This is a genomic window from Streptomyces sp. NPDC055239, assembly GCF_053606205.1.
This window is the reverse complement of record NZ_JBSGRD010000001.1, coordinates 63,258-81,763: the sequence shown is the minus strand read 5'-3', so window position 1 is coordinate 81,763 and position 18,506 is coordinate 63,258. Positions and strand designations below refer to the sequence as shown.

Sequence of the window (18,506 nt, the reverse complement as noted above, 5' to 3'; positions counted from 1 at the left end):
ACTCATCGCCCTCAGGGAGCTCATGACGGTGCCCCCTCGGTACCGAGTGCGGCCGGGGCCGACGCGTCGAAGGCCTTCAGCCGGTCGAGGACCTTGTCCGCGGTCGGGTCCGCCATCCGGTCCACCAGGCGGCCGTCGGCCAGGAAGACCACCTCGTCGGCGTGGGCGGCGGCCACCGGGTCATGGGTGACCATGACGACCGTACGATCCATCTGCCGCACCGCTCGGCCGAGGAGACGCAGGACCTCCTCGCCGGAGCGCGAGTCGAGGTTGCCGGTCGGTTCGTCGGCGAATACGACGTCGGGGCGGCCCGCGAACGCCCGTGCCACGGCGACGCGTTGCTGCTGTCCACCGGAGAGTTCGGCGGGCCGGTGGTGGAGGCGGTCGCGCAGTCCGACCACATCGATGAGGGCGTCGATCCACTCGACTGACGCCCTGTCACCATGGCTCCCTGCGAGGTCCATCGGGAGCGTGATGTTCTCGGCCACGGTCAGCGTCGGCACCAGGTTGAAGGCCTGGAAGACGAAGCCGATACGGTCGCGGCGCAGCAGCGTGAGGCGGCGGTCGTCGAGCGCGCCCAACTCGGTGTCGCCGATATGGGCGGATCCCGAGGTGAGGGTGTCCAGGCCCGCGGCGCAGTGCATCAGGGTGGACTTGCCCGAGCCCGACGGGCCCATGATCGCGGTGAAGCGCCCGGCGGGAAAGCCGACGCTCACCCCGTCCAGGGCCCGTACGGCGGTGTCACCCTTGCCGTAGACCTTCACGGCCTCGGTGACGCGGGCGGCGTCGAGGGTGGTCGTGCCGTGGTGTCCGCGTCCGGTTGCGATAGTCATGCCGCGCCGCCCTTGGAGGTGCGTCCGAACTCCTCGTTCAGGACGGAGAGGCGCCGCCAGTACTCGTCCTCGTCGATCTCGCCGGAGGCGAAACGACGGCCGAGCACGGCGATGGGGGACTTCTCGTCGATGCGTACGTTCCGCTCGTTCCGATCATTCCGTTCGGCACCCTCCCGTTGCCACGGTGCGCGGCGGCCCCGCCACACGGTGCGGCGCAGGAGGGTGATGCCGCCGATCACGACGGCGGCCCAGATGAACGGGAAGAACAGGATCCACGGGCCGGGCCCGCCGTCGAAGTGAGCCAGGGTGTTCATGGTGTCCATCTCCTCGGGGTGATTTTCGCGGTGTCTTGAGCGACGTCTGCGGTTCTTGAGCGACGCCTTGAGCGATGTCTTGAGACTCGCGCTCCGAGGGGGTCCCGGTCGTCGTACGGCCAGCGGCAGTGCGAGTACCACGGCGGGAGTACGTGGGGGCTGCGGGGCTGCTCCCGGCGAGGTCGGGCCGGGGCTTGGCACCGGCAGCCGCGACCGCCTAGACCTCTGTACCTACTAGTATGTACAGTAGGTTCATGAGCACCCCGGAGCGTCTGATCGAGTCCACCCGCGAACTGCTGTGGGAGCGCGGTTACGTCGGCACGAGCCCCAAGGCGATCCAGCAGCGCGCGGGTGCCGGGCAGGGCAGCATGTACCACCACTTCACCGGGAAGCCCGACCTCGCACTCGCCGCGATCCGGCGCACGGCGGACGAGATGCGTGCCACGGCCGAGGGCATCCTCGGCGGCACCGGATCGGCGTACGAACGCATCGAGGCCTACCTGCTGCGCGAGCGCGACGTACTGCGCGGTTGCCCGGTCGGGCGGTTGACGATGGACCCGGACATCATCGCGAGCGACGAGCTGCGCGCGCCCGTCACCGAGACGCTCGACTGGCTGCGGGACAGGATCGCCGGGATCGTCGAAGAGGGTAGGGAGCGGGGCGAGTTCGCGCTCTCGCTCGACGCGCAGGCGATCGCGGCGACGGTCGTCGCGACGGTCCAGGGCGGCTATGTACTGGCCCGGGCTTCGGGGTCACCGGCGGCTTTCGACACGAGCGTACGAGGGTTGCTCGCGCTCCTGTTCGCCGCGACCACTCCTCCCGCGTAAAGGACTTCGCCCACGAGAGAGCCTCCGCCTCTCCCCGCCTCCGCAAAGGACTTGAAGAGCAGTGCACATCACGCGCAACCGCCCTGACACCCAGGCAGGCCCCGCCGAGAACTTCACCGGCACGGTGTGGCTGGACGAGATCGCCGCGCCACCGTCGCCCTCCCGGCTGCGGATGTTCAACGTCCACTTCGCCCCGGGGGCGCACACCGCCTGGCACCGCCACCCGCACGGCCAGGTCCTGCACGTCCTCGAGGGCGAGGGGCTTGTGCAGCGCAAGGGAGGCGAGACGGAGACGATCCGCGCGGGCGACACCGTCTGGATCGAGCCGGACGAATGGCACTGGCACGGCGCGGGACCCCGCACCTTCATGACGCATCTGGCGGTCGTCGAGGCAATGGACGACGGCACGACCACGCACTGGGACGCGCACGTGAGCGCGGACGAGTACCCGGCGACTTGAGCTCGAGGAGCGCACCACCATGCACGCGATGCAGTATGAGATCACACTTCCGTCCGACTACGACATGGGCATCATCCGCGACCGGGTGGCGACCAGAGGCCATCTGCTGGACGACTTTCCGGGCCTCGGCGCCAAGGCGTATCTGATCCGCGAGCGCGGCATCGACGAATCCCCCGTGAACCAGTACGCGCCCTTCTATCTCTGGAACACCCCCGAAGGAATGAACTCCTTCCTCTGGGGCCCCGGATTCCAGGGCATCGTCGACGACTTCGGGCGACCGGAGGTGCAGCACTGGACGGGCCTGGCGTACGCGAACGGAGCTGGAGCGGGCGCGTCCACGAGCGCAACGAGGGCCGCAAAGTCCGCGATACGACGCCGCATACGCGTTCCTGCCTCCACCCACGTGGGCGGCCTGGCGGAGGAACTTGCGGACGAGACACGCCAGTTGATGCATCGGAAGGGTGCGATCTACGCAGCGGCAGCCATCGACCCCCGCACGTGGGAGGCGCTGCTCTTCTCCGTCTGGGACCACGAATCACCCAAGGGACAGGGAGACGTGTTCCAGGTGCTGCATGTGTCCGCTCCGGAGCAGGCGCTGCTCCCCGAGGATCGGCAGTGGTGAGCACAGTGGACATCTCCCGCAACGACAACGCGGTCCACACAGTCCACACGGTCCAGACAGTCCGCACTGTCCTCGGCGACATCGCGCCCGAGGACCTCGGAACCTGTGACGCCCATGACCACCTTTTCCTGACGAGTCCTCAACTCCCGGGCCAGGAAATGAACTCGGCCACCTCTGCGGCGCAGGAGCTGTCGGCCTTCCGGTCGGCCGGAGGCGAGAGCCTGGTCCAGTGGACGCCGCACGGGATGGGACGCCATGCGGGGGAACTGCCCGAGCTGTCCCGTACATCGGGCGTACGAATCGTCGCCGCAACCGGCCTCCACCAAGCAGCCAACTACACGCCGGAGCTGCTGAACCGCCTCCGAACCGAGGGGCTCGCAGACCTCTTCGTCAGGGAGTTGACCGAGGGCATCGCCGACACGGGTGTTCGGGCCGGGTTGATCAAAGTCGCGGGCGGCTTCCACGGCCTGGACGCACACGCCCGCTGGACGATGGACGCGGCGGCCGAGGCCCACCACGCGACGGGCGCGTCCATCGCCGTCCACCTGGAACTCGGCACCGGCGCACTGGACGTACTCGACTTGCTGTGCGGAGAGTTGGACGTACCGTCCGACCGCCTGATCATCGGCCACCTGAACCGCTCCCCCGACCTCGCGATCCACCACCAGGTCGCCGATTCCGGCGCATTCATCGCGTTCGACGGCCCCTCTCGTTCCCATCACGCCACGGACTGGCGCATGCCGGAAGCCGTACAGACCCTGGCGGAGGCGGGCTTCGCCGACCAACTGCTCCTGGGCGGCGACACGACAACGGCCGGGGCACGCGCGGTGAACGGCGGCCCCGGGCTTCCGCACCTACTGCGCAGAGTCCGGCCACGGCTCGAACTCGCGGCAGGCAAAGACGTGGTGGAGCGGATGCTGACGGTAAATCCGGGGCGGGCGTTCGCGGTGGAGTGGGCGTAGGGGGGGGAAGGTGCCGGTCAGCGAGGGGAGCACGGGATCACCGCCAGGTGACTAGAGGGCGGCAGCTTTCAGCGCGGCCTCGATCACACGGGCGAGTCTGTCCAGGTACTCGTCACTGCGGTCCCCCTCCATGATCAGCAGGCGGAAGCCCAACGGTGCCATCAGGAGGTCCGCGGCCAGTTCCTGGTCCAGCAGGACCGGGAGTTCGCCCCGGTCGATCGCGGCCTGCAGCATGGCGTGCGCCACCGCCCGGCGCGGTGCCCCCACGCCCGTGTGAATCACATCCGCGAGCGCGCCCGTGCGGCGGCTCTGCGCGAGCAGTTCGGGGCCGATGCTGCTCACCACCGGGTTGGTGAGCTGGCTGCGGAGGGTGCCGAGGAACTCGCGCAGATCGGTGTACAGGGCTCCGGTGTCCGGAGTCGGAGGCAGCGCGCCCTTCACCGCTTCCCGAACCAGTTCGGCGAGCATCTCCTGCTTCGATGCCCAGCGTCGGTACAGCGCGGCCTTGCCCACGCCGGCGCGCCGGGCGACCGCCTCCATAGACATGCGCTCGTAGCCGCTCTCCGCGAGTTCGGCGAAGGCCGCCTCGGCGATCGCCTCGGTCACCCGCTCCCGCAGGGCCGCGCCGCCGGTTGCCCTGCGTTCTGCTGCCATCCGCCCAGCATAAAGGAACGGAACCGGTGCGTTCCGTTCCACGGTGAGCTAGCATCGCCTTCAGCGAATGGAACGGCACCGTTCCGTTCCGCTTCAATAGGAGGCGCTGACGATGAAATTCCTCTACGACAACGAGTCCTTCTCCTTCGAGGCATTGAGGGCTGCCGGTTACGCCACGTACGGCGGCGCCGAGCTCGGCGAAGTCCTGGTGACCTGCCGCCTGATTCCGGACGGGGACGAAGAGGCATGGTCGGCCCAGTGGGCCGCGACGGCGGCGCGGGTCGAGCGCATCGGCCGGGACGCGCTGGCCGCCGGACATCGGGTGAGTGCGCGGGAGGCCCTGCTGCGGGCCTCGAACTACTACCGGACCGCCGACTTCTACCGGCGCGCGGACCCGGCGAACGACACCGAGTCCGCGCGACTGGCGAAGGCGTCCCGGCGGACCTTCGCGGACGCGGCCGCCCTGCTCGACATCCCTGCCCGTGCCGTGCGCATCCCTTACGAGGACACCACCTTGCCGGGCTATCTGTTCCTCGCGGACGACTCGGGTGAGCCGCGCCCGACCGTGCTCTACCACGGCGGTTACGACTCCACCCTGGAAGAGGCCTACTTCGCGCTGGCCGCAGGAGCCCTGCGGCGGGGCTTCCACGTCCTCGCCTTCGACGGTCCCGGCCAGGGAAGCACCGTGCGCGAGCAGGGCCTGCACTTCCGGCCGGACTGGGAGGCCGTGGCCACCCCGGTCGTCGAGTTCGCGCTCACCCTGCCCGAGGTGGACACGGACCGGCTCGCGCTCATCGGCACCAGCCTCGGCGGGTACCTCGCCGCACGGGCGGTCGCCTTCGAGCACCGCATCGCCGCATGCGTACTGCACGACGGCGTGTACGACGTCCACCCCACATTCGAGGCAGTCGCCCGGACCGCTGCCGAAACCCCCGGCGGCTGGGCAGCCGTGATGGCGCAGAGCACCTCGGCGCGCTGGATGATCCACAACGGCCTGTGGACCCTCGGGACCTCCGATGCCGACGAACTCGTCGAGGCATCCAAGGCCTACACCATGGAGGGACTCGCGGAGCGGATCACGTGTCCGATGCTCGTTCTGGAGGCGGAGAACGACCAGTTCTTCACCGGCCAGCCGCAGCGCATCTTCGACGCGCTGACCTGCCCGAAGGAACTGATCGCCTTCCCCGAGGCAGAGGGCGGCGGCGAACACTGCCACGAAGGCGCGGTCGCCCTGTGGCACCAGCGCACTTTCGACTGGCTGGACACACTGTTCGCCACGTGAGCGGCCTTGCACTTGCCGGAACCTCAGCGCGGGCCGAGGCCTGGCCGCAGTGGAGGGAAACACCATTGCGGCCAGGCCGGTCTTCCGAACGCCTCGCGCGAGGACACTGCCACCCAGGGCTCACGCGAGGACACTGCCACCCGGGGGCCCGGTCGAGGTGGTTGACCAGGACTTAAGAGGTAACACTGAATTTTCGTATTGCACTGGCCGTTCCAAAACAGGTAGCGTACCGACATGGCCCGACCGAGAACCTTCGACGAGGAACGGGCCCTGGACGCGGCGATGCGCGCCTTCTGGGCGAATGGCTACGAGGCCACCTCGACCCAGGATCTGTGCAACGCCACCGGCCTGGGCCGCAGCAGCATCTACAACACCTTCAGCAGCAAGCACGAGCTGTTCCAACGGGCCCTGGCCCGCTACATGGACTCCATGACGTCCGCCCAGGTCGCGATCCTGGAGGACACCGAGCGCCCCCCGATGGAGCGTATTCGCGCCCTGTTCACCCGAGTCGTCGACTCCGAGTTCGAGTGCCGCGAGGACGGGCACAGCATCGGCTGCCTGACCGTCAACACGACCGTGGAACTCGCCGGGCGCGACCCCGAGGCAGCCGAAATGCTCGCCCGCGACCTCGCGGTGCGGCTGACCGCGATCAGTGCCGTCATCCGCGCGGGGCAGAGCGGTGGCGGCATCACCTCCACGCGTGACGCGACCGACCTGGCCCGCTTCCTGAACGCCATCATCGGCGGTATGCGGATCTCGGCGCAGGGCGGCGCCGATCGAGCCACGCTGACGGCCATCGCCGAGACCGCCCTGGACGCGCTGAACCGCTGACGTTCCGATGCGCTGACTTTCCGATGCGCCGACGTTCCGACGCGCTGACTCTCACCAGCCGACCCGGCCTTTCCCCGCACCGCACAGCCCCGCCCCGACCCGACCGGCTTCCGCACGCCCTAATTTTGTACTGCTCAGTCCATAACTAGAGGAGCCCCCATGCCCCGCGCCGTCTATCTCCTGGCCCTCGGCATCTTCGCCATGGTGACCAGCGAGTTCGTGGTCGCCGGTCTGATGCCGCAGATGGCCGACGGACTCGACGCCACGATCCCGGAGATCGGTTACCTGATCACCGCCTTCGCCGCAGCGATGGCCTTCGGCGGGCCCGTCCTCACCATCGCCCTGCTGAGAATGCGTCAGAAGTCAGCTCTGATAGTCCTGTTCGGCGTCTTCCTGGCAGGCAACGTCCTCGCCGCCCTCGCCCCGGACTACCGCACCATGCTGGTGGCCCGCGTCATCACCGGTATCGCGTCGCAGGCCTTCTTCGGCGTCTCCATCTCCCTGTGCGCACGGCTGACCCGTCCCGAAGTGCGGGGCAGGGCCATCGCGGTGGCCCTCAACGGGCTGATGCTGGGCACGCTCCTCGGCCTGCCGCTCTCCACCGTCATCGGTGAACACCTGGGCTGGCGCGCCGCGTTCTGGGCCATCACCGTCCTGACCGTCCTCGCCGCGCTCGCCACCCTCGTCGGAGTGCCGCGCATGGAGAGCACCGACGACGACGGTGGCGACCTCCGCCAGGAGCTGGGCGCCTTCCGCAGCCCCCGGCTCTGGCTGACCCTCACCACAAGCACTTTCGTCATCGGCGCCACGTTCTCCGCCTTCAGCTACCTCAACCCGATCCTCACCGAGGTCACCGGCTTCTCCACCGGCACCGTCCCCCTGCTGCTGATCGCGTACGGAGCGGCAACCGTCGTCGGCAACACCATCGTCGGCCGACTCGCCGACAAGTACGCCGTCCCGGTGCTGCTCACCGGCCTGCTGCTCAATCTGGCGTTCCTCGCGGGCTTCGCCGTGTTCGCCCAACTGAGCTTCGCAGCCGTGGTGTTGATGATGGGTATCGGCCTGGTCGGGGTCACCATGAACCCGGCCCTGGTGACCCGCGTCCAGCGCACGGGCAACGCCCGGCCGCTGGTCAACACCGTCCACACCTCGTTCATCACCCTCGGTATCATCATCGCGACGTCCGTCGGCGGACCCGCCATCGATACGTTCGGACTGCGGGCGCCGCTCTGGATCGGCGCCGCCCTCGCCGCACTCGGCCTCGTCACGCTGCTGCCCGACCTGAAGCGGCTGCGCGGCGACCGAACCGGCCACGCCACGACGGACGTTGAGCATCAGAGCCCGGAAGCCGCGAAGGAGTGCGCCCGCGTCTAGGGCCCTAGCCCAGCACCCCGAGGGGGTCGTCGAGCACCGGCTGCCAGGCCAGCTCGGCGGCTCCCACCAGGCTGTTGTGGTCCAGCGTGCACGCCAGGATCGGTACGCCGCCGCTGCGCCCCCACAGGCTCCGGTCGGCGACGACGGCACGCAGCCGCTCGGGATCCGCCTCCAGGAGCGCGCGGTGCAGGCCACCCAGGATGATGCGGTCCGGGTTGAGGATGTTCACCAGGCCCGCGAGTCCCAGGCCGAGGCGGTCGATCAGTTCCTCCGCGGCCGAGCGGACCGCGGGGTCCCCGCCCCGGTCGCTGAGCAGTTCGCGGGCCTGCTGCAACAGCCCCTCGGGGCCCGGCTCGCGACCCGCCGCCGTAAGGAAGGCCAGTGGGTCCGTCTCGACGTCCAGACAGCCCCGGCTCCCGCAGTGGCAGGGGCGGCCCTCCGGATTGACGGTGAGGTGGCCGACCTCCAGTGCGAGGCCCGAACTGCCCGTGTGCAGGCGCCCGTCGAGGACGAGCGCGCCGCCCACCCCCCGGTGTCCGGTCGCGACGCACAGCAGGTCGCGGGCGCCGCGCCCCGCACCGTGCCGGTGTTCGGCAAGGGCAGCGAGGTTGACGTCGTTGGCGGCGAACGCCGGTCCCGCGATGCCCGCGTCCCGTACGCAGTCGGCGAAGATCTGGCGCACCTGCGAGCCCGCGGGCCACGCCAGGTGCAGCGGGTTGAGCGCGGTGCCGTCCGGTTCGGCGACGGCCGACGGCACCGCGAGGCCCGCGCCCACGCACCGCCTGCCGGTCTCCCGCAGCAGTTGCGCACCCGCCTCGATGACGGAGCCGAGCACCTGCGCCGGGTCGGCGTCGATCGTCTCGCAGCCGGGCGCGGTGGCGACGATCCGACCGCCGAGCCCGACGAGCGCGGCCCGGAAGCCGTCGGAGTGCACCTGCGCGGCAAGCGTCACAGGACCGTCGTCCGCGAGGGAGAGTCCGTGCGAGGGGCGGCCCTGGGAGCCCGCGGGCGCGCTCGGCCTCGCGTCGATCCGGATCAGGCCCAGCGCCTCGAGCTCGGCGGCGACGGCGCCCGCCGTGGCGCGGGTGACGCCGAGTTCGGCGGTGAGCACGGCACGGGTCGGGGCACGCCCGGTGTGGATGAGCTCAAGGGCGGGACCGAGCGCGCCGCGCCCGCGCTCCAGGCGCGTACGCGTGGACAGATCCCCCTCGGTACGGGGGGCAGCCTTGCCGTTCATGAGGGCGAGTCTCCCATGATCCGTACGCCGCCTCGGCGTTCAGTCGTCATCTGCTCGTGCACCGCTCTTCCACTGCCCTTCCCCTGCCGTCTCAACGGAACCTTCCGTCCACCGGTGACCGCCGCCTCACAGGAACTGTCTTGTACGCCACGGGCGCGCACCTCTACTCTGCTTTTGTGCCGCTACTAAACAAAACCACGTCCGCAGCGTCGCGGGCCACTCCCCCGAGCCTTGTCCGGCTCCGTGTCGCGCTCACCGTCTTCTTCGCGCTCGACGGCTTCATCTTCGCCGGGTGGGTCGTCCGCATCCCCGCCATCAAGGAACAGACCGGCTCATCAGCCAGCGACCTCGGCCTCGCCCTGCTCGGCGTCTCCGCCGGTGCCGTGATCACGATGACGCTCACCGGACGGCTCTGCCGCCGTTTCGGCAGTCATCCGGTGACCGTGGCCTGCGGGGTGCTGTTGGCGCTGAGCATCGCGCTGCCGCCGCTGACGCATTCGGCACTCGCGCTCGGGCTCGTACTCCTGGTGTTCGGGGCCGCCTACGGCGGGATCAACGTGGCGATGAACAGCGCCGCCGTCGACCTCGTGGCCGCCCTGCGGCGCCCGATCATGCCCAGCTTCCACGCCGCGTTCAGCCTCGGCGGCATGGCCGGTGCCGGGCTCGGCGGGCTCATCGCGGGTTCCCTGTCCCCCACCCGCCATCTGCTCGCCCTCACCGCGATCGGCCTGCTCGTCACCGCCGTCACGGGACGCGCGCTCCTGCGCCTCGAACCGCCCGCGCGACCGAGTGACGCCGACGGCGCGGACAGCACCCCGAAGCGCCTCGACACCCGTACCCGCCGCATAGTGATCGTCTTCGGGCTCATCGCCCTCTGCACCGCTTTCGGCGAAGGCGCACTCGCCGACTGGGGCGCCCTCCACCTCGAACAGGACCTGGCCGCCACCCCCGGCATCGCGGCCGCCGGCTACTCCTGCTTCGCCCTCGCCATGACCATCGGCCGGCTCAGCGGAACCACCCTGCTCGAACGCCTCGGCCAAACCCCCATACTCGTCGCCGGCGGCATCATCGCCGCCGCCGGCATGCTCCTCGGCGCACTCGCCCCCACCGTCTGGCTCGCCCTCATCGGCTTCGCCATCACCGGCCTCGGGCTCGCCAACATCTTCCCCGTAGCCGTCGAACGCGCCGGCGCACTCGCCGGACCCAACGGCGTCGCCACCGCCTCCACACTCGGCTACGGCGGCATGCTCCTCGGACCGCCCGCCATCGGCTTCATGGCCGACTGGTTCACCCTCCCCATCGCCCTCACCAGCGTCGCCGTACTCGCAGCCCTCGCCGCGCTGATCGGACTCACCACCCGCCGATAACGGAAGACGGCCGTTCTCGTACACCCGATGTGGTGTTACCGCAGCCGGGGCAGCAACTGGTCGCCGATGCGGCGGGTCTCCTCCTTGTAGGGCGTGTCGGAGAGCACGAAGTGCGTGACGCCGAGCGCCCGGTAGGCGTTGAGTGCCGCGGCCACGTCGTCGGGCGAACCGACGAGCCACGTGGTCCCGGCTCCCCCACCACCGAACCTGCCCGGCGTGGTGTACAGGCAGGTGTCGAGGACCTCGCCGCGCTCGGCCAGGTCGAGGAGCCGCCGTTGGCCGACCGCTGTCCTGCGGTTGCCCATCCATGTGCCGATCTCGCCGGAGTCGGCCGCCATCTTGGCGACCTTCTCCTCCGCCGCGCGCCACGCCTCCTCGGTGGTGTCGCGCACCACGGTGGTGATCCGCAGCCCGTACTCCAACGGCGCATGGTGGCGCCCCAGTTGCTCGCTCAGGTCCTTCAGGCGTGCGACGCGTTCGGCGATTCCCTCAAGCGGTTCACCCCAGAAGAGCTGCACGTCGGCCTCTGCCGCCGAGACGCGTTCGGCCGCCTCGGACGCGCCGCCGAAGTAGAGCGTCGGGTGCGCCCGCTCGTCGCCGACGTAGGGGCGCGGGCTGACCGTTGAGTCGGTGACGTGGAAGTGGTCGCCCCGGAACGTGACGTTCTCCTCGGTCCACAGGCGCCGTACGAGATGCAGGAACTCCTGGGTACGGGCATAGCGCGCCGTGGGATCGACATTGGTGTCACCGTAGGCGGCCGGGCTGTCCACGCCGCTGACGATGTTGACCAGGACGCGGCCACGGCTGAGCTGGTCGAGCGTGGCGGCCGCGCCGGCGAAGTGAGCGGGCTGCCAGTAACCGGGGCGGACGGCGATCAGGGGCTTGAACGTCGTGGTGCGCGCGGCCAGGGCGGTGGCGACGGTGAAGGTGTCCGGGCGCCCCCATCCGGTGCCGATCAGCGCGCCGCCCCAGCCGTGGTCCTCCGCCGTCCGGGCGAGTTCGGTCGAGTACTCGATGGACCCCCAGCCGGATGTCGTGTCGTCACCGCGGTGACCGGCCTGGACGGTGTTCGGGATGTACCAGAGGAATTCCGGGCTCATCAAAGCTTCCGATCGCTGTAGTGAAGGTGAGTTCCGCCGCCGCGGGCATCGGAGGCCGCCGCGGGCATCGGAGGTGGACGACCGGTCGCGGCCCCGCGCAGCCGTGAAAGGACCAAGGCCGTCAAGAGGAGCCCGGCGCAGACACACGAGGCGAGTGCGTACGCGAAGCGAGGACCGCTGCCTCCCGGCGGCATCGGCGCGGAACGCAGGTACACCGCCGAGACCGCGCTGAGGCAGACCGCTGCCGCGATGCGCTGCGCTGCGCCATCTGCAGGATGCCGCCGGCCACTCCCGCCGCCTCGGCCGGTGCGTGCTGCAGGACCTGGGTCTGGTTGGGCGAGACCGTGAGTCCCGCGGCGGCACCGGCAAGCACCTGCACGGCGGCGCACACCGACGGGAGCGCCGCCGACGGCACGGTGAGTGCGGCCGCCGCCCCTGTCAGTGCGGCGCCGGTGCCCAGGGCGAGGCCGAGGTCCACCGTGCGCGGTCCGATGCGGCGCACCATCCGCCACGCGAGTGCCGAGACGACACCCATCGCGAGCGCCGAGGGGAGGCTGACGGCCGCCGTGAACAGGGCGGAGAGGCCGAGTCCTTCCTGGAGGAAGACGGTGAGCACCAGTGCCGAGGCCAGTGAGGCGCCGAACTGGGCCATGGCGACGGCGGTGCCAAGCAGGTACTGCTTCGACGATCTGAGCGCGGGGTGCAGCAAGGGCCGCCGTCCGCGTCGTGCCCGCAGTCGCTGGTGCATGGTCAGGGTGAGCACCAATGCGCCAAGGAGGGCCGCCCAGAGGAGGGCCTCTCCCCCGCTGTCCGGCGTACGGATGAACGGCACCATCAGCGTCAGCGTGCAGCCGCACGCCAGGGCGAGCCCCAGGACGTCGAGGCGAGGGTCACGGGCGGTGCGCCGGGGCGGGGGCAGCCAACGCGCCGCAAGGACCAGCGTGAGGATCGCGCACGGCGCACTGAGCAAGAGGCAGAATCGCCAGCCCAGTTCGGGGCCGAGGCCCGCGACGAGCACGCCGCCGAGCGGTGGGCCAAGCGCCGTGGCCACACCGGCGGTGACCGCGTACAGGCCAAGCGCACGACCTCGGTCATGGCCGTGGAAGACGTCCTGAAGCGTGCCGATCACCTGGGAGTTGACGAGCCCTGCCGCGAGCCCTTGCACAAGGCGGGCCCCGATCACCGTGCCCGGCCCGCCACCGGTCGCGGCCGCCACCCCCGCGAGGAGGAAGACGGCCACACCGATGAGGAGGAACCGTTTGCGCCCGTGTACGTCGCCCAGGCTGCCGCCGGGTACCAGGGCGAGACCGAAGGCCAGCGAGTAGCCGGCCACGATCCACTGCACGTCCCCGGCACCTGCCGCGAGCGACTGCCGCATGCTCGGCACCGCGATGTTCAGCACCGCCTGGTCAAGCAGAGTCGTCGCACCCGCGGCCAGACAGACCAGCAGGACGCGCCGGGCGGCGCGGTCTTCTCCCGGGAGCATTCAGGAACGCGCCTCCGGCACGGGGCCCGTCTCCGGCTCCACGCCGATGACCTTGCGGTAGACGCGTGCCCCGTCGCCGTAGTCGTCGACGGCGTAGTGCCAGGTGGCGCGGTTGTCCCAGAGGACGAAGTCACCGGGGCGCCAGCCGAAGCGGATCGTGTAGTTCGGCGAGGAGGCGTGCCGCAGGAGGTGGTCGAGCAGAACCTTGCTCTCCGCGGGCGTCACGCCCGTGAGGCCGGTCGCCGATGTGCTGATGAACAGGCCCTTGCGGCCGGTGGCCGGATGCGTCAGGACGACCGGATGTTCGATGGTCGGTCCGCTCGCGGTCTTCTTGCTGCCCTGCGCGTAGTTCTCCGCGTTGCCGTCGTACACCGCGCTCACGGACTCGAGGAGCTGCTTGAACGGCGCCGACAGGTCGTCGTACGCCGCCTGGAGATCCGCCCACAGCGTGTGGCCGCCGAGCTCGGGCACCACCTCGTACGTCAGCGACTCGATGGCGAAGACCGGGTCGCGCCACAGACCGCCGATGTGCCAGGAGCTGGCCTTGCCGGTCTGCCGCACGTTGTACGGGTAGACCAGCGGATTGGCCCGGTCCTTCGCCGCGGTCGGGTGGTCGAAGGGCTCGGCGAAGATCCGTACGGCAGCGACATGCTGGTCAGGGGTCAAGTGCTGGCCGCGGAACACAAGGACCTTGTGGTCCCGGAAGGCCTGCCGCAGTGCTTCGGCGGTGGCCTCGTCGACGGGGGCGGTCAGGTCGACGCCCGTGATCTCCGCGCCGAAGCGCGGTCCTGCCCTGAGGATGTCGAGAGTGGCGACGGTGGTCATGGTCTTCTTCTCCTCCTTGTGCGGTGGTCGAACGCGACGTGCTGAACCGGCCCCTCCAAGAGGTGGGCGGCCGAGATCTACGAAGGTCAGGTCGACGGGGGTCCGCGTACCGCGGAGTGCCGGTGCTGCGCGGAGCGCTGCGTTGCGTTGCGTTGCGGCAGGACGTTGGGGAGGCCTGGCTCGGCGCAGAGGGTGAGGAGTGGTCAGCTACACACCGCGGTGGCGACGCGCATCAGATCGATGGCCCGTCGCTTTCGAAACCGCCGGCAGATCCACATGTCGCCGAAGCTATCCCGGCGCCAAACTCCGTTCAAGACACACGTGTTGAGCGCCACCATGTTGCAACGGCGCCGTCATGGGCCTGCCATGCGCGCGTTACGACTTCCTGGGGTGCCGCTCAGCCAGTCGTCATTACGCGCCACACACATCACATGCGTCACACGCACATCGCGAGTCGCGTTTTGCGTCACCGGCAGCCCGGGATTACGCTTGTGTTGCACTATACAACTAATACGGTCGCGCCCCCGCCGCCGGCAGCCCGCCCTCACCACCCCTCACCACCCTCATCACGCAAAGGCGGCAGCATCCATGAGCGCCGAAGAACTCACCGCCCGCATCCAGCAGGCCATCGCCCACCCGCTCTCCCACGACGAGGGCTTCGACATCCACCAGGCCCTGCGCGAGGTCCTCGCCTCGGCCGGCCTCCGCCCCGAGGACAGCGGCGGAGGGATCGACTTCATCGGCAGCGATCCGGTCGTCCCGAGCATCATGCGTCTGGGCGCCGTCCCCGCCCTGGGCATGACCGCCAAGTCCGTCGCCCTTGCGGCGCTCTGGCGGCAGCGCGGCGGCGAAGGCCAGGACATCTCCATGGACCTGCGCAAGGCCCCGCACCGGCTCTGCCCCTTCTACGACAAGAAGTGGGAACTGCTGGGCGGCTACCCGGGCGGCACCCCGTCGGATCCGGCGAACGCGCTCGGCTTCGACTTCTACCAGGCACGCGACGGCCGCTGGGTCATGCCGCTCAACCCCTACCCGAAGATCAAGAACGCCGTCTACAAGCTCCTGCGCACCTGGCCCGAGAAGCAGGCCGTGGCGGACGCCGTCGCCCAGTGGGACGCCGCCGACCTGGAGCAGGCCGGTGACGAGATCGGTGTGGTGATGCCCATGCTGCGCACCACCGAGGAATTCCTCAGGGAACCGGTGTACGAGCACATCGCCCGGGAACCGCTCATCAAGATCGAGAAGATCGGCGACAGCGAGCCCGAACCCCTGACCTCCGCCGCCGACCAGCCGCTCTCGGGCGTACGCGCCCTGGGCATGGGCCACATCATCGCGGGCGCCGGGGTCGGCCGCGACCTCGCCCAGCACGGTGCGGACGTGCTCAACATCTGGCGGCCGGGCGAGCTGGAGCACGACTCCACGTACAACAGCGCCAACGTCGGCGTCCGCTCCACCACCATCGACCCGTACGGTCCCGAAGGGCAGGCGCGGATCCACCAACTGCTGCGTGGCGCCGACCTCTTCTACGCCAACCGCCGCCCCGGCTACCTGGAGAAGATCGGCCTGAGCGCCGAACAGGCCGCGGCGATCCGCCCCGGCATCATCCACGTCAGCCTCTCCCTGGCCGGTGAGACCGGCCCGTGGGCGCACCGCGTCGGCTTCGACCAGACCGCCGGGGCGCTCAGCGGCATCATGCTGATGGAGGGCGATGACGGTGTCACGGCCGGGCCGACCAGCACGCCGGGCCTGCCGTACATCAGTGTCGTCAACGACTACGTCCTGTCCTGGCTCGCCACCACCGGCGCGCTCGCCGCCCTGATGCGCCGCGCCACCGACGGCGGCAGCTACCGCGTCACCCTCAACCTCACCCGCATCGCCGCCTGGATCCTCAGCCTCGGCGTCTTCGACCGGACCTACGCCCAGGAGACCGCCCTCGACCCCGACCCCGGCTCCCCGCACGCCTACCTCGACCCGGACACCTTCAGCGCCGACACCCCCTGCGGCCACTACCAGGGCGTGACCGACCAGGTGATCATGTCCAGGACCCCCGGCCGCTTCCGCGACATCCTGGTCCCCCGGGGCAGCGGCGCCCCCGTCTGGCTTCCCCGGCACAGCTGACCGACAGCCGAGGACGCGGAAATTCGTTTTGGACGCGGACAACCGTTCGGGCCAACTCCCCCTGTCCGCAGGCCGCTTGTACCACAACTGCAGGAGTCCGGGCTTCCGGAGGGGTCAGCATGGCCTGTTTCCGGCCTAGTTATCAGCGCCTGAACGCCCTGGAGTTGCCGGTTCCGACGGGCCGGAGACAGCCCATCGTCACAGCTCACAGGGCACGCCTTCGTCGCCGAGCCACCCGTGCGCCGTCACTGATCGATCGACCCAGTCTCAACAGTTCAGCACAAATTCCACACAGACCCTCTACACGCTGATCCCGATGGTCTAAATTGACCGTGCTTCAGCAGTTCGGACATGAAGCGACGAATGATGATCTATGGGTCCGGCGTCGGGAAAGCCAGCAATCGTGTCCCCGGCACCAGACGTGGGGGTGATCATTTCTTGAAGCCCGAACGGGGGCCTTGGGGGTGGGGAACACCCAAGGGTTTCGACGGGTTCTCGCGCACCTGGGGGGCCTGGCAGAACATGCGAGTCCGCTGTCGCCAGGGCGGGTTGTTCGAGTAACGCTGAAGTAGCCGGGATGTCATGCGCGGGAGGCGGGGGCGTCCCGTGGGGGAACAGTGCGGTGCGGGGGGCGGGGGCCTTCCGCGAAACAGTGTTCGGCGAACACGTCGAACCACTGGCGACCTGGGGGGGTTCTGTGCAGCAGGGGGAGTTAGCGAGCCCATTTCCGTCGGCGCGCGGGCGTCTGACGAACGGGACAATCGGCCGGCCCGCTACCAACTGGGAACAGCGGTATCGCCGCGCCGTGATCACCAGCGATACCGTCACCACCGCCTTTGTGGTGATGGCGATCGGCAACTTCTTCGGGGCCAGGGACGCGGCCAACTGGCACGAGAAGTGGACGATTCTCGCCTTCGGCACCGAATTCCTCGTACTCGGCGCGCTCGCGGTGAGCCGGGCGTGGGCTCCAGCCGTACTCGGCCAGGGCGCCGAGGAATTCCGCAGACTCGGCCGCTCGCTTTTCACCGCGGTCGTCGTACTCGCGCTTGGAGGGATCGCTCTCACCTCGCGCAACATCAAGCTCTGGATCTTCGTCGCGATCCCCGCGATCGCGCTCGTCACCATGACCGCGCGGTATCTGCTGCGTCTTTGGCTGCACAAGCAGCGCAAGGAAGGCAGGTGCCTGCGACCGGTGCTCGCCGCCGGGAGCCTGGCCACCGTGCACGACCTGATCACCCGGACCCGCAAGTTCCCGCACCTCGGCTGGCAAGTGGACGCCGTGTGCACGACGGACGGACTCGGGCTCGACGGTGACCAACTGGACGGAGTGCCGGTCGTCGGCCAGTTGACGGACGTCGCGGGCCACGTCCGCCGCGACGGCTACCGTGTCGTCGCGGTCACGCCGGACCCGCACTGGTCACCGGACCGGCTGCAGCGCCTGGCCTGGAACCTCGAAGGCAGCGACGCCGAGATGATCGTGGCCCCCGTGCTCATGGAGGTCGCGGGACCGCGACTGCACGTCGACGCGGTGCTCGGAATCCCGCTCCTGCGGGTCAGCATGCCGACCTTCACCGGGGGCCGCCGGGCGATCAAAGGGATCGTCGACCGTCTGGGCGCGGTGATCCTGCTGGTCCTCTTCGCGCCGCTGATGGTGCTCGTCGCGCTGCTCGTCCTGGCGGAGAGCCGGGGCGGGGCGCTGTACCGCCAGCGCAGAGTCGGCAAGGACGGCCACGAGTTCACCATCTTCAAGTTCCGCACCATGTCCGCCGGGGCCGACGCGGCACGCGCCGCGCTGGCCGGCCGCAACGAGGGTGCGGGGCTGCTGTTCAAGCTCCGCCGGGACCCGCGGGTGACCCGGGTGGGAGCAGTCCTTCGCCGGTACTCGATCGACGAGCTCCCGCAGCTTTTCAACGTACTCACCGGATCGATGTCGCTCGTCGGTCCGCGGCCTCCGTTGCCGGAGGAGTCCGCCGCTTACGACCCGGACATCCGGCGGCGGCTGCTCGTCAAGCCCGGGCTCACCGGGCTGTGGCAGATCAGCGGACGCAGCGACCTGCCGTGGGAAGAGGCGGTCCGCCTCGACCTGCGGTACGTGGAGGACTGGTCGCTCGCCCTGGACACAGTGATCTTGTGGAAGACGCTGCGTGCGGTGCTCTACGGCCAAGGGGCCTATTGATGCGGGGAGTTCGGCGTTCGGCCGGTATGGGGAGGGCA

The 18,506-nt window shown here is 69.8% G+C and carries 17 protein-coding genes; 10 read left to right on the top strand and 7 right to left on the bottom strand.

Translation table 11 applies throughout. The features are described 5' to 3' along the window. Positions 1–20: 20 nt before the first annotated feature. Both ACWFRJ_RS00360 and ACWFRJ_RS00355 read right to left on the bottom strand, forming a co-directional pair. Complete coding sequence (locus ACWFRJ_RS00360) at positions 21–833, bottom strand: ABC transporter ATP-binding protein (protein ID WP_453523370.1); 813 nt, start codon at positions 831–833, stop codon at positions 21–23. After that, positions 830–1,147, bottom strand: coding sequence for an SHOCT domain-containing protein (locus ACWFRJ_RS00355; protein WP_453523368.1), 318 nt, complete (start codon positions 1,145–1,147; stop codon positions 830–832). The genes ACWFRJ_RS00360 and ACWFRJ_RS00355 overlap by 4 nt, the downstream gene beginning before the upstream one ends. Positions 1,148–1,386: 239 nt before the next feature. Here ACWFRJ_RS00355 and ACWFRJ_RS00350 point away from each other — a divergent pair, with 239 nt between their 5' ends. The 4 genes from ACWFRJ_RS00350 (at position 1,387) to ACWFRJ_RS00335 (ending at position 4,018) form a co-directional block, all read left to right on the top strand. Then, positions 1,387–1,974: a TetR/AcrR family transcriptional regulator gene (locus ACWFRJ_RS00350; RefSeq protein WP_453523366.1), complete on the top strand. Its 588-nt coding sequence runs from the start codon at positions 1,387–1,389 to the stop codon at positions 1,972–1,974. A gap of 61 nt (positions 1,975–2,035) precedes the next feature. After that, a complete protein-coding gene (locus ACWFRJ_RS00345; protein ID WP_453523364.1) occupies positions 2,036–2,434 on the top strand; it encodes a (R)-mandelonitrile lyase in 399 nt (132 codons plus the stop codon). A gap of 19 nt (positions 2,435–2,453) precedes the next feature. Next, positions 2,454–3,056: a DUF4865 family protein gene (locus tag ACWFRJ_RS00340; protein WP_453523362.1), complete on the top strand. Its 603-nt coding sequence runs from the start codon at positions 2,454–2,456 to the stop codon at positions 3,054–3,056. 5 nt (positions 3,057–3,061) lie between these two features. Continuing rightward, positions 3,062–4,018: a phosphotriesterase family protein gene (locus ACWFRJ_RS00335; protein WP_453525018.1), complete on the top strand. Its 957-nt coding sequence runs from the start codon at positions 3,062–3,064 to the stop codon at positions 4,016–4,018. A gap of 51 nt (positions 4,019–4,069) precedes the next feature. On the opposite strand, the gene ACWFRJ_RS00330 is transcribed toward ACWFRJ_RS00335, so the two are convergent. Continuing rightward, the gene (locus tag ACWFRJ_RS00330) at positions 4,070–4,672 is read right to left on the bottom strand and encodes a TetR/AcrR family transcriptional regulator (protein WP_453523360.1); all 603 of its coding nucleotides are present in this window, start codon (positions 4,670–4,672) and stop codon (positions 4,070–4,072) included. Between the two features lie 112 nt (positions 4,673–4,784). On the opposite strand from ACWFRJ_RS00330, the gene ACWFRJ_RS00325 reads away from it, so the two are divergent. The 3 genes from ACWFRJ_RS00325 (at position 4,785) to ACWFRJ_RS00315 (ending at position 8,159) form a co-directional block, all read left to right on the top strand. Then, positions 4,785–5,954 carry an alpha/beta hydrolase family protein gene (locus ACWFRJ_RS00325; RefSeq protein ID WP_453523358.1) on the top strand — a complete coding sequence of 390 codons (1,170 nt, stop codon included), beginning with the start codon at positions 4,785–4,787 and terminating at the stop codon, positions 5,952–5,954. A 234-nt stretch (positions 5,955–6,188) separates the two neighbouring features. Next, positions 6,189–6,785: a TetR/AcrR family transcriptional regulator gene (locus tag ACWFRJ_RS00320; RefSeq protein WP_453523356.1), complete on the top strand. Its 597-nt coding sequence runs from the start codon at positions 6,189–6,191 to the stop codon at positions 6,783–6,785. A 159-nt stretch (positions 6,786–6,944) separates the two neighbouring features. After that, entirely contained in the window at positions 6,945–8,159 is a 1,215-nt protein-coding gene (locus ACWFRJ_RS00315) for an MFS transporter (RefSeq protein ID WP_453523354.1), read from the top strand. 4 nt (positions 8,160–8,163) lie between these two features. Here the strand turns inward: ACWFRJ_RS00315 and ACWFRJ_RS00310 are convergent, their stop codons facing one another. Then, a complete protein-coding gene (locus tag ACWFRJ_RS00310; RefSeq protein ID WP_453523352.1) occupies positions 8,164–9,396 on the bottom strand; it encodes an ROK family protein in 1,233 nt (410 codons plus the stop codon). A gap of 176 nt (positions 9,397–9,572) precedes the next feature. On the opposite strand from ACWFRJ_RS00310, the gene ACWFRJ_RS00305 reads away from it, so the two are divergent. Further along, entirely contained in the window at positions 9,573–10,763 is a 1,191-nt protein-coding gene (locus ACWFRJ_RS00305; RefSeq protein ID WP_453523350.1) for an MFS transporter, read from the top strand. A gap of 35 nt (positions 10,764–10,798) precedes the next feature. Here the strand turns inward: ACWFRJ_RS00305 and ACWFRJ_RS00300 are convergent, their stop codons facing one another. The 3 genes from ACWFRJ_RS00300 to ACWFRJ_RS00290 form a co-directional block, all read right to left on the bottom strand. Continuing rightward, positions 10,799–11,863 carry an LLM class flavin-dependent oxidoreductase gene (locus tag ACWFRJ_RS00300; RefSeq protein ID WP_453523348.1) on the bottom strand — a complete coding sequence of 355 codons (1,065 nt, stop codon included), beginning with the start codon at positions 11,861–11,863 and terminating at the stop codon, positions 10,799–10,801. A 121-nt stretch (positions 11,864–11,984) separates the two neighbouring features. After that, a complete protein-coding gene (locus ACWFRJ_RS00295; RefSeq protein ID WP_453523346.1) occupies positions 11,985–13,349 on the bottom strand; it encodes an MFS transporter in 1,365 nt (454 codons plus the stop codon). After that, the gene (locus tag ACWFRJ_RS00290; protein WP_453523344.1) at positions 13,350–14,174 is read right to left on the bottom strand and encodes a TauD/TfdA dioxygenase family protein; all 825 of its coding nucleotides are present in this window, start codon (positions 14,172–14,174) and stop codon (positions 13,350–13,352) included. It lies immediately after the preceding gene. 588 nt (positions 14,175–14,762) lie between these two features. Here ACWFRJ_RS00290 and ACWFRJ_RS00285 point away from each other — a divergent pair. Further along, the gene (locus ACWFRJ_RS00285) at positions 14,763–16,292 is read left to right on the top strand and encodes a CoA transferase (RefSeq protein ID WP_453523342.1); all 1,530 of its coding nucleotides are present in this window, start codon (positions 14,763–14,765) and stop codon (positions 16,290–16,292) included. A gap of 697 nt (positions 16,293–16,989) precedes the next feature. Beyond that, entirely contained in the window at positions 16,990–18,468 is a 1,479-nt protein-coding gene (locus ACWFRJ_RS00280; RefSeq protein ID WP_453523340.1) for a sugar transferase, read from the top strand. Positions 18,469–18,506: the final 38 nt, after the last annotated feature.

What these genes read in the sequence shown, in the direction of transcription:
- ACWFRJ_RS00330 (WP_453523360.1), bottom strand. Translation starts at nt 4,672, where the DNA reads ATGGCAGCAGAACGCAGGGCAACCGGCGGCGCGGCCCTGCGGGAGCGG.
- ACWFRJ_RS00315 (WP_453523354.1), top strand. Translation starts at nt 6,945, where the DNA reads ATGCCCCGCGCCGTCTATCTCCTGGCCCTCGGCATCTTCGCCATGGTG.
- ACWFRJ_RS00360 (WP_453523370.1), bottom strand. Translation starts at nt 833, where the DNA reads ATGACTATCGCAACCGGACGCGGACACCACGGCACGACCACCCTCGAC.
- ACWFRJ_RS00355 (WP_453523368.1), bottom strand. Translation starts at nt 1,147, where the DNA reads ATGAACACCCTGGCTCACTTCGACGGCGGGCCCGGCCCGTGGATCCTG.
- ACWFRJ_RS00310 (WP_453523352.1), bottom strand. Translation starts at nt 9,396, where the DNA reads ATGAACGGCAAGGCTGCCCCCCGTACCGAGGGGGATCTGTCCACGCGT.
- ACWFRJ_RS00290 (WP_453523344.1), bottom strand. Translation starts at nt 14,174, where the DNA reads ATGACCACCGTCGCCACTCTCGACATCCTCAGGGCAGGACCGCGCTTC.
- ACWFRJ_RS00285 (WP_453523342.1), top strand. Translation starts at nt 14,763, where the DNA reads ATGAGCGCCGAAGAACTCACCGCCCGCATCCAGCAGGCCATCGCCCAC.
- ACWFRJ_RS00350 (WP_453523366.1), top strand. Translation starts at nt 1,387, where the DNA reads ATGTACAGTAGGTTCATGAGCACCCCGGAGCGTCTGATCGAGTCCACC.
- ACWFRJ_RS00295 (WP_453523346.1), bottom strand. Translation starts at nt 13,349, where the DNA reads ATGCTCCCGGGAGAAGACCGCGCCGCCCGGCGCGTCCTGCTGGTCTGT.
- ACWFRJ_RS00320 (WP_453523356.1), top strand. Translation starts at nt 6,189, where the DNA reads ATGGCCCGACCGAGAACCTTCGACGAGGAACGGGCCCTGGACGCGGCG.
- ACWFRJ_RS00340 (WP_453523362.1), top strand. Translation starts at nt 2,454, where the DNA reads ATGCACGCGATGCAGTATGAGATCACACTTCCGTCCGACTACGACATG.
- ACWFRJ_RS00300 (WP_453523348.1), bottom strand. Translation starts at nt 11,863, where the DNA reads ATGAGCCCGGAATTCCTCTGGTACATCCCGAACACCGTCCAGGCCGGT.
- ACWFRJ_RS00325 (WP_453523358.1), top strand. Translation starts at nt 4,785, where the DNA reads ATGAAATTCCTCTACGACAACGAGTCCTTCTCCTTCGAGGCATTGAGG.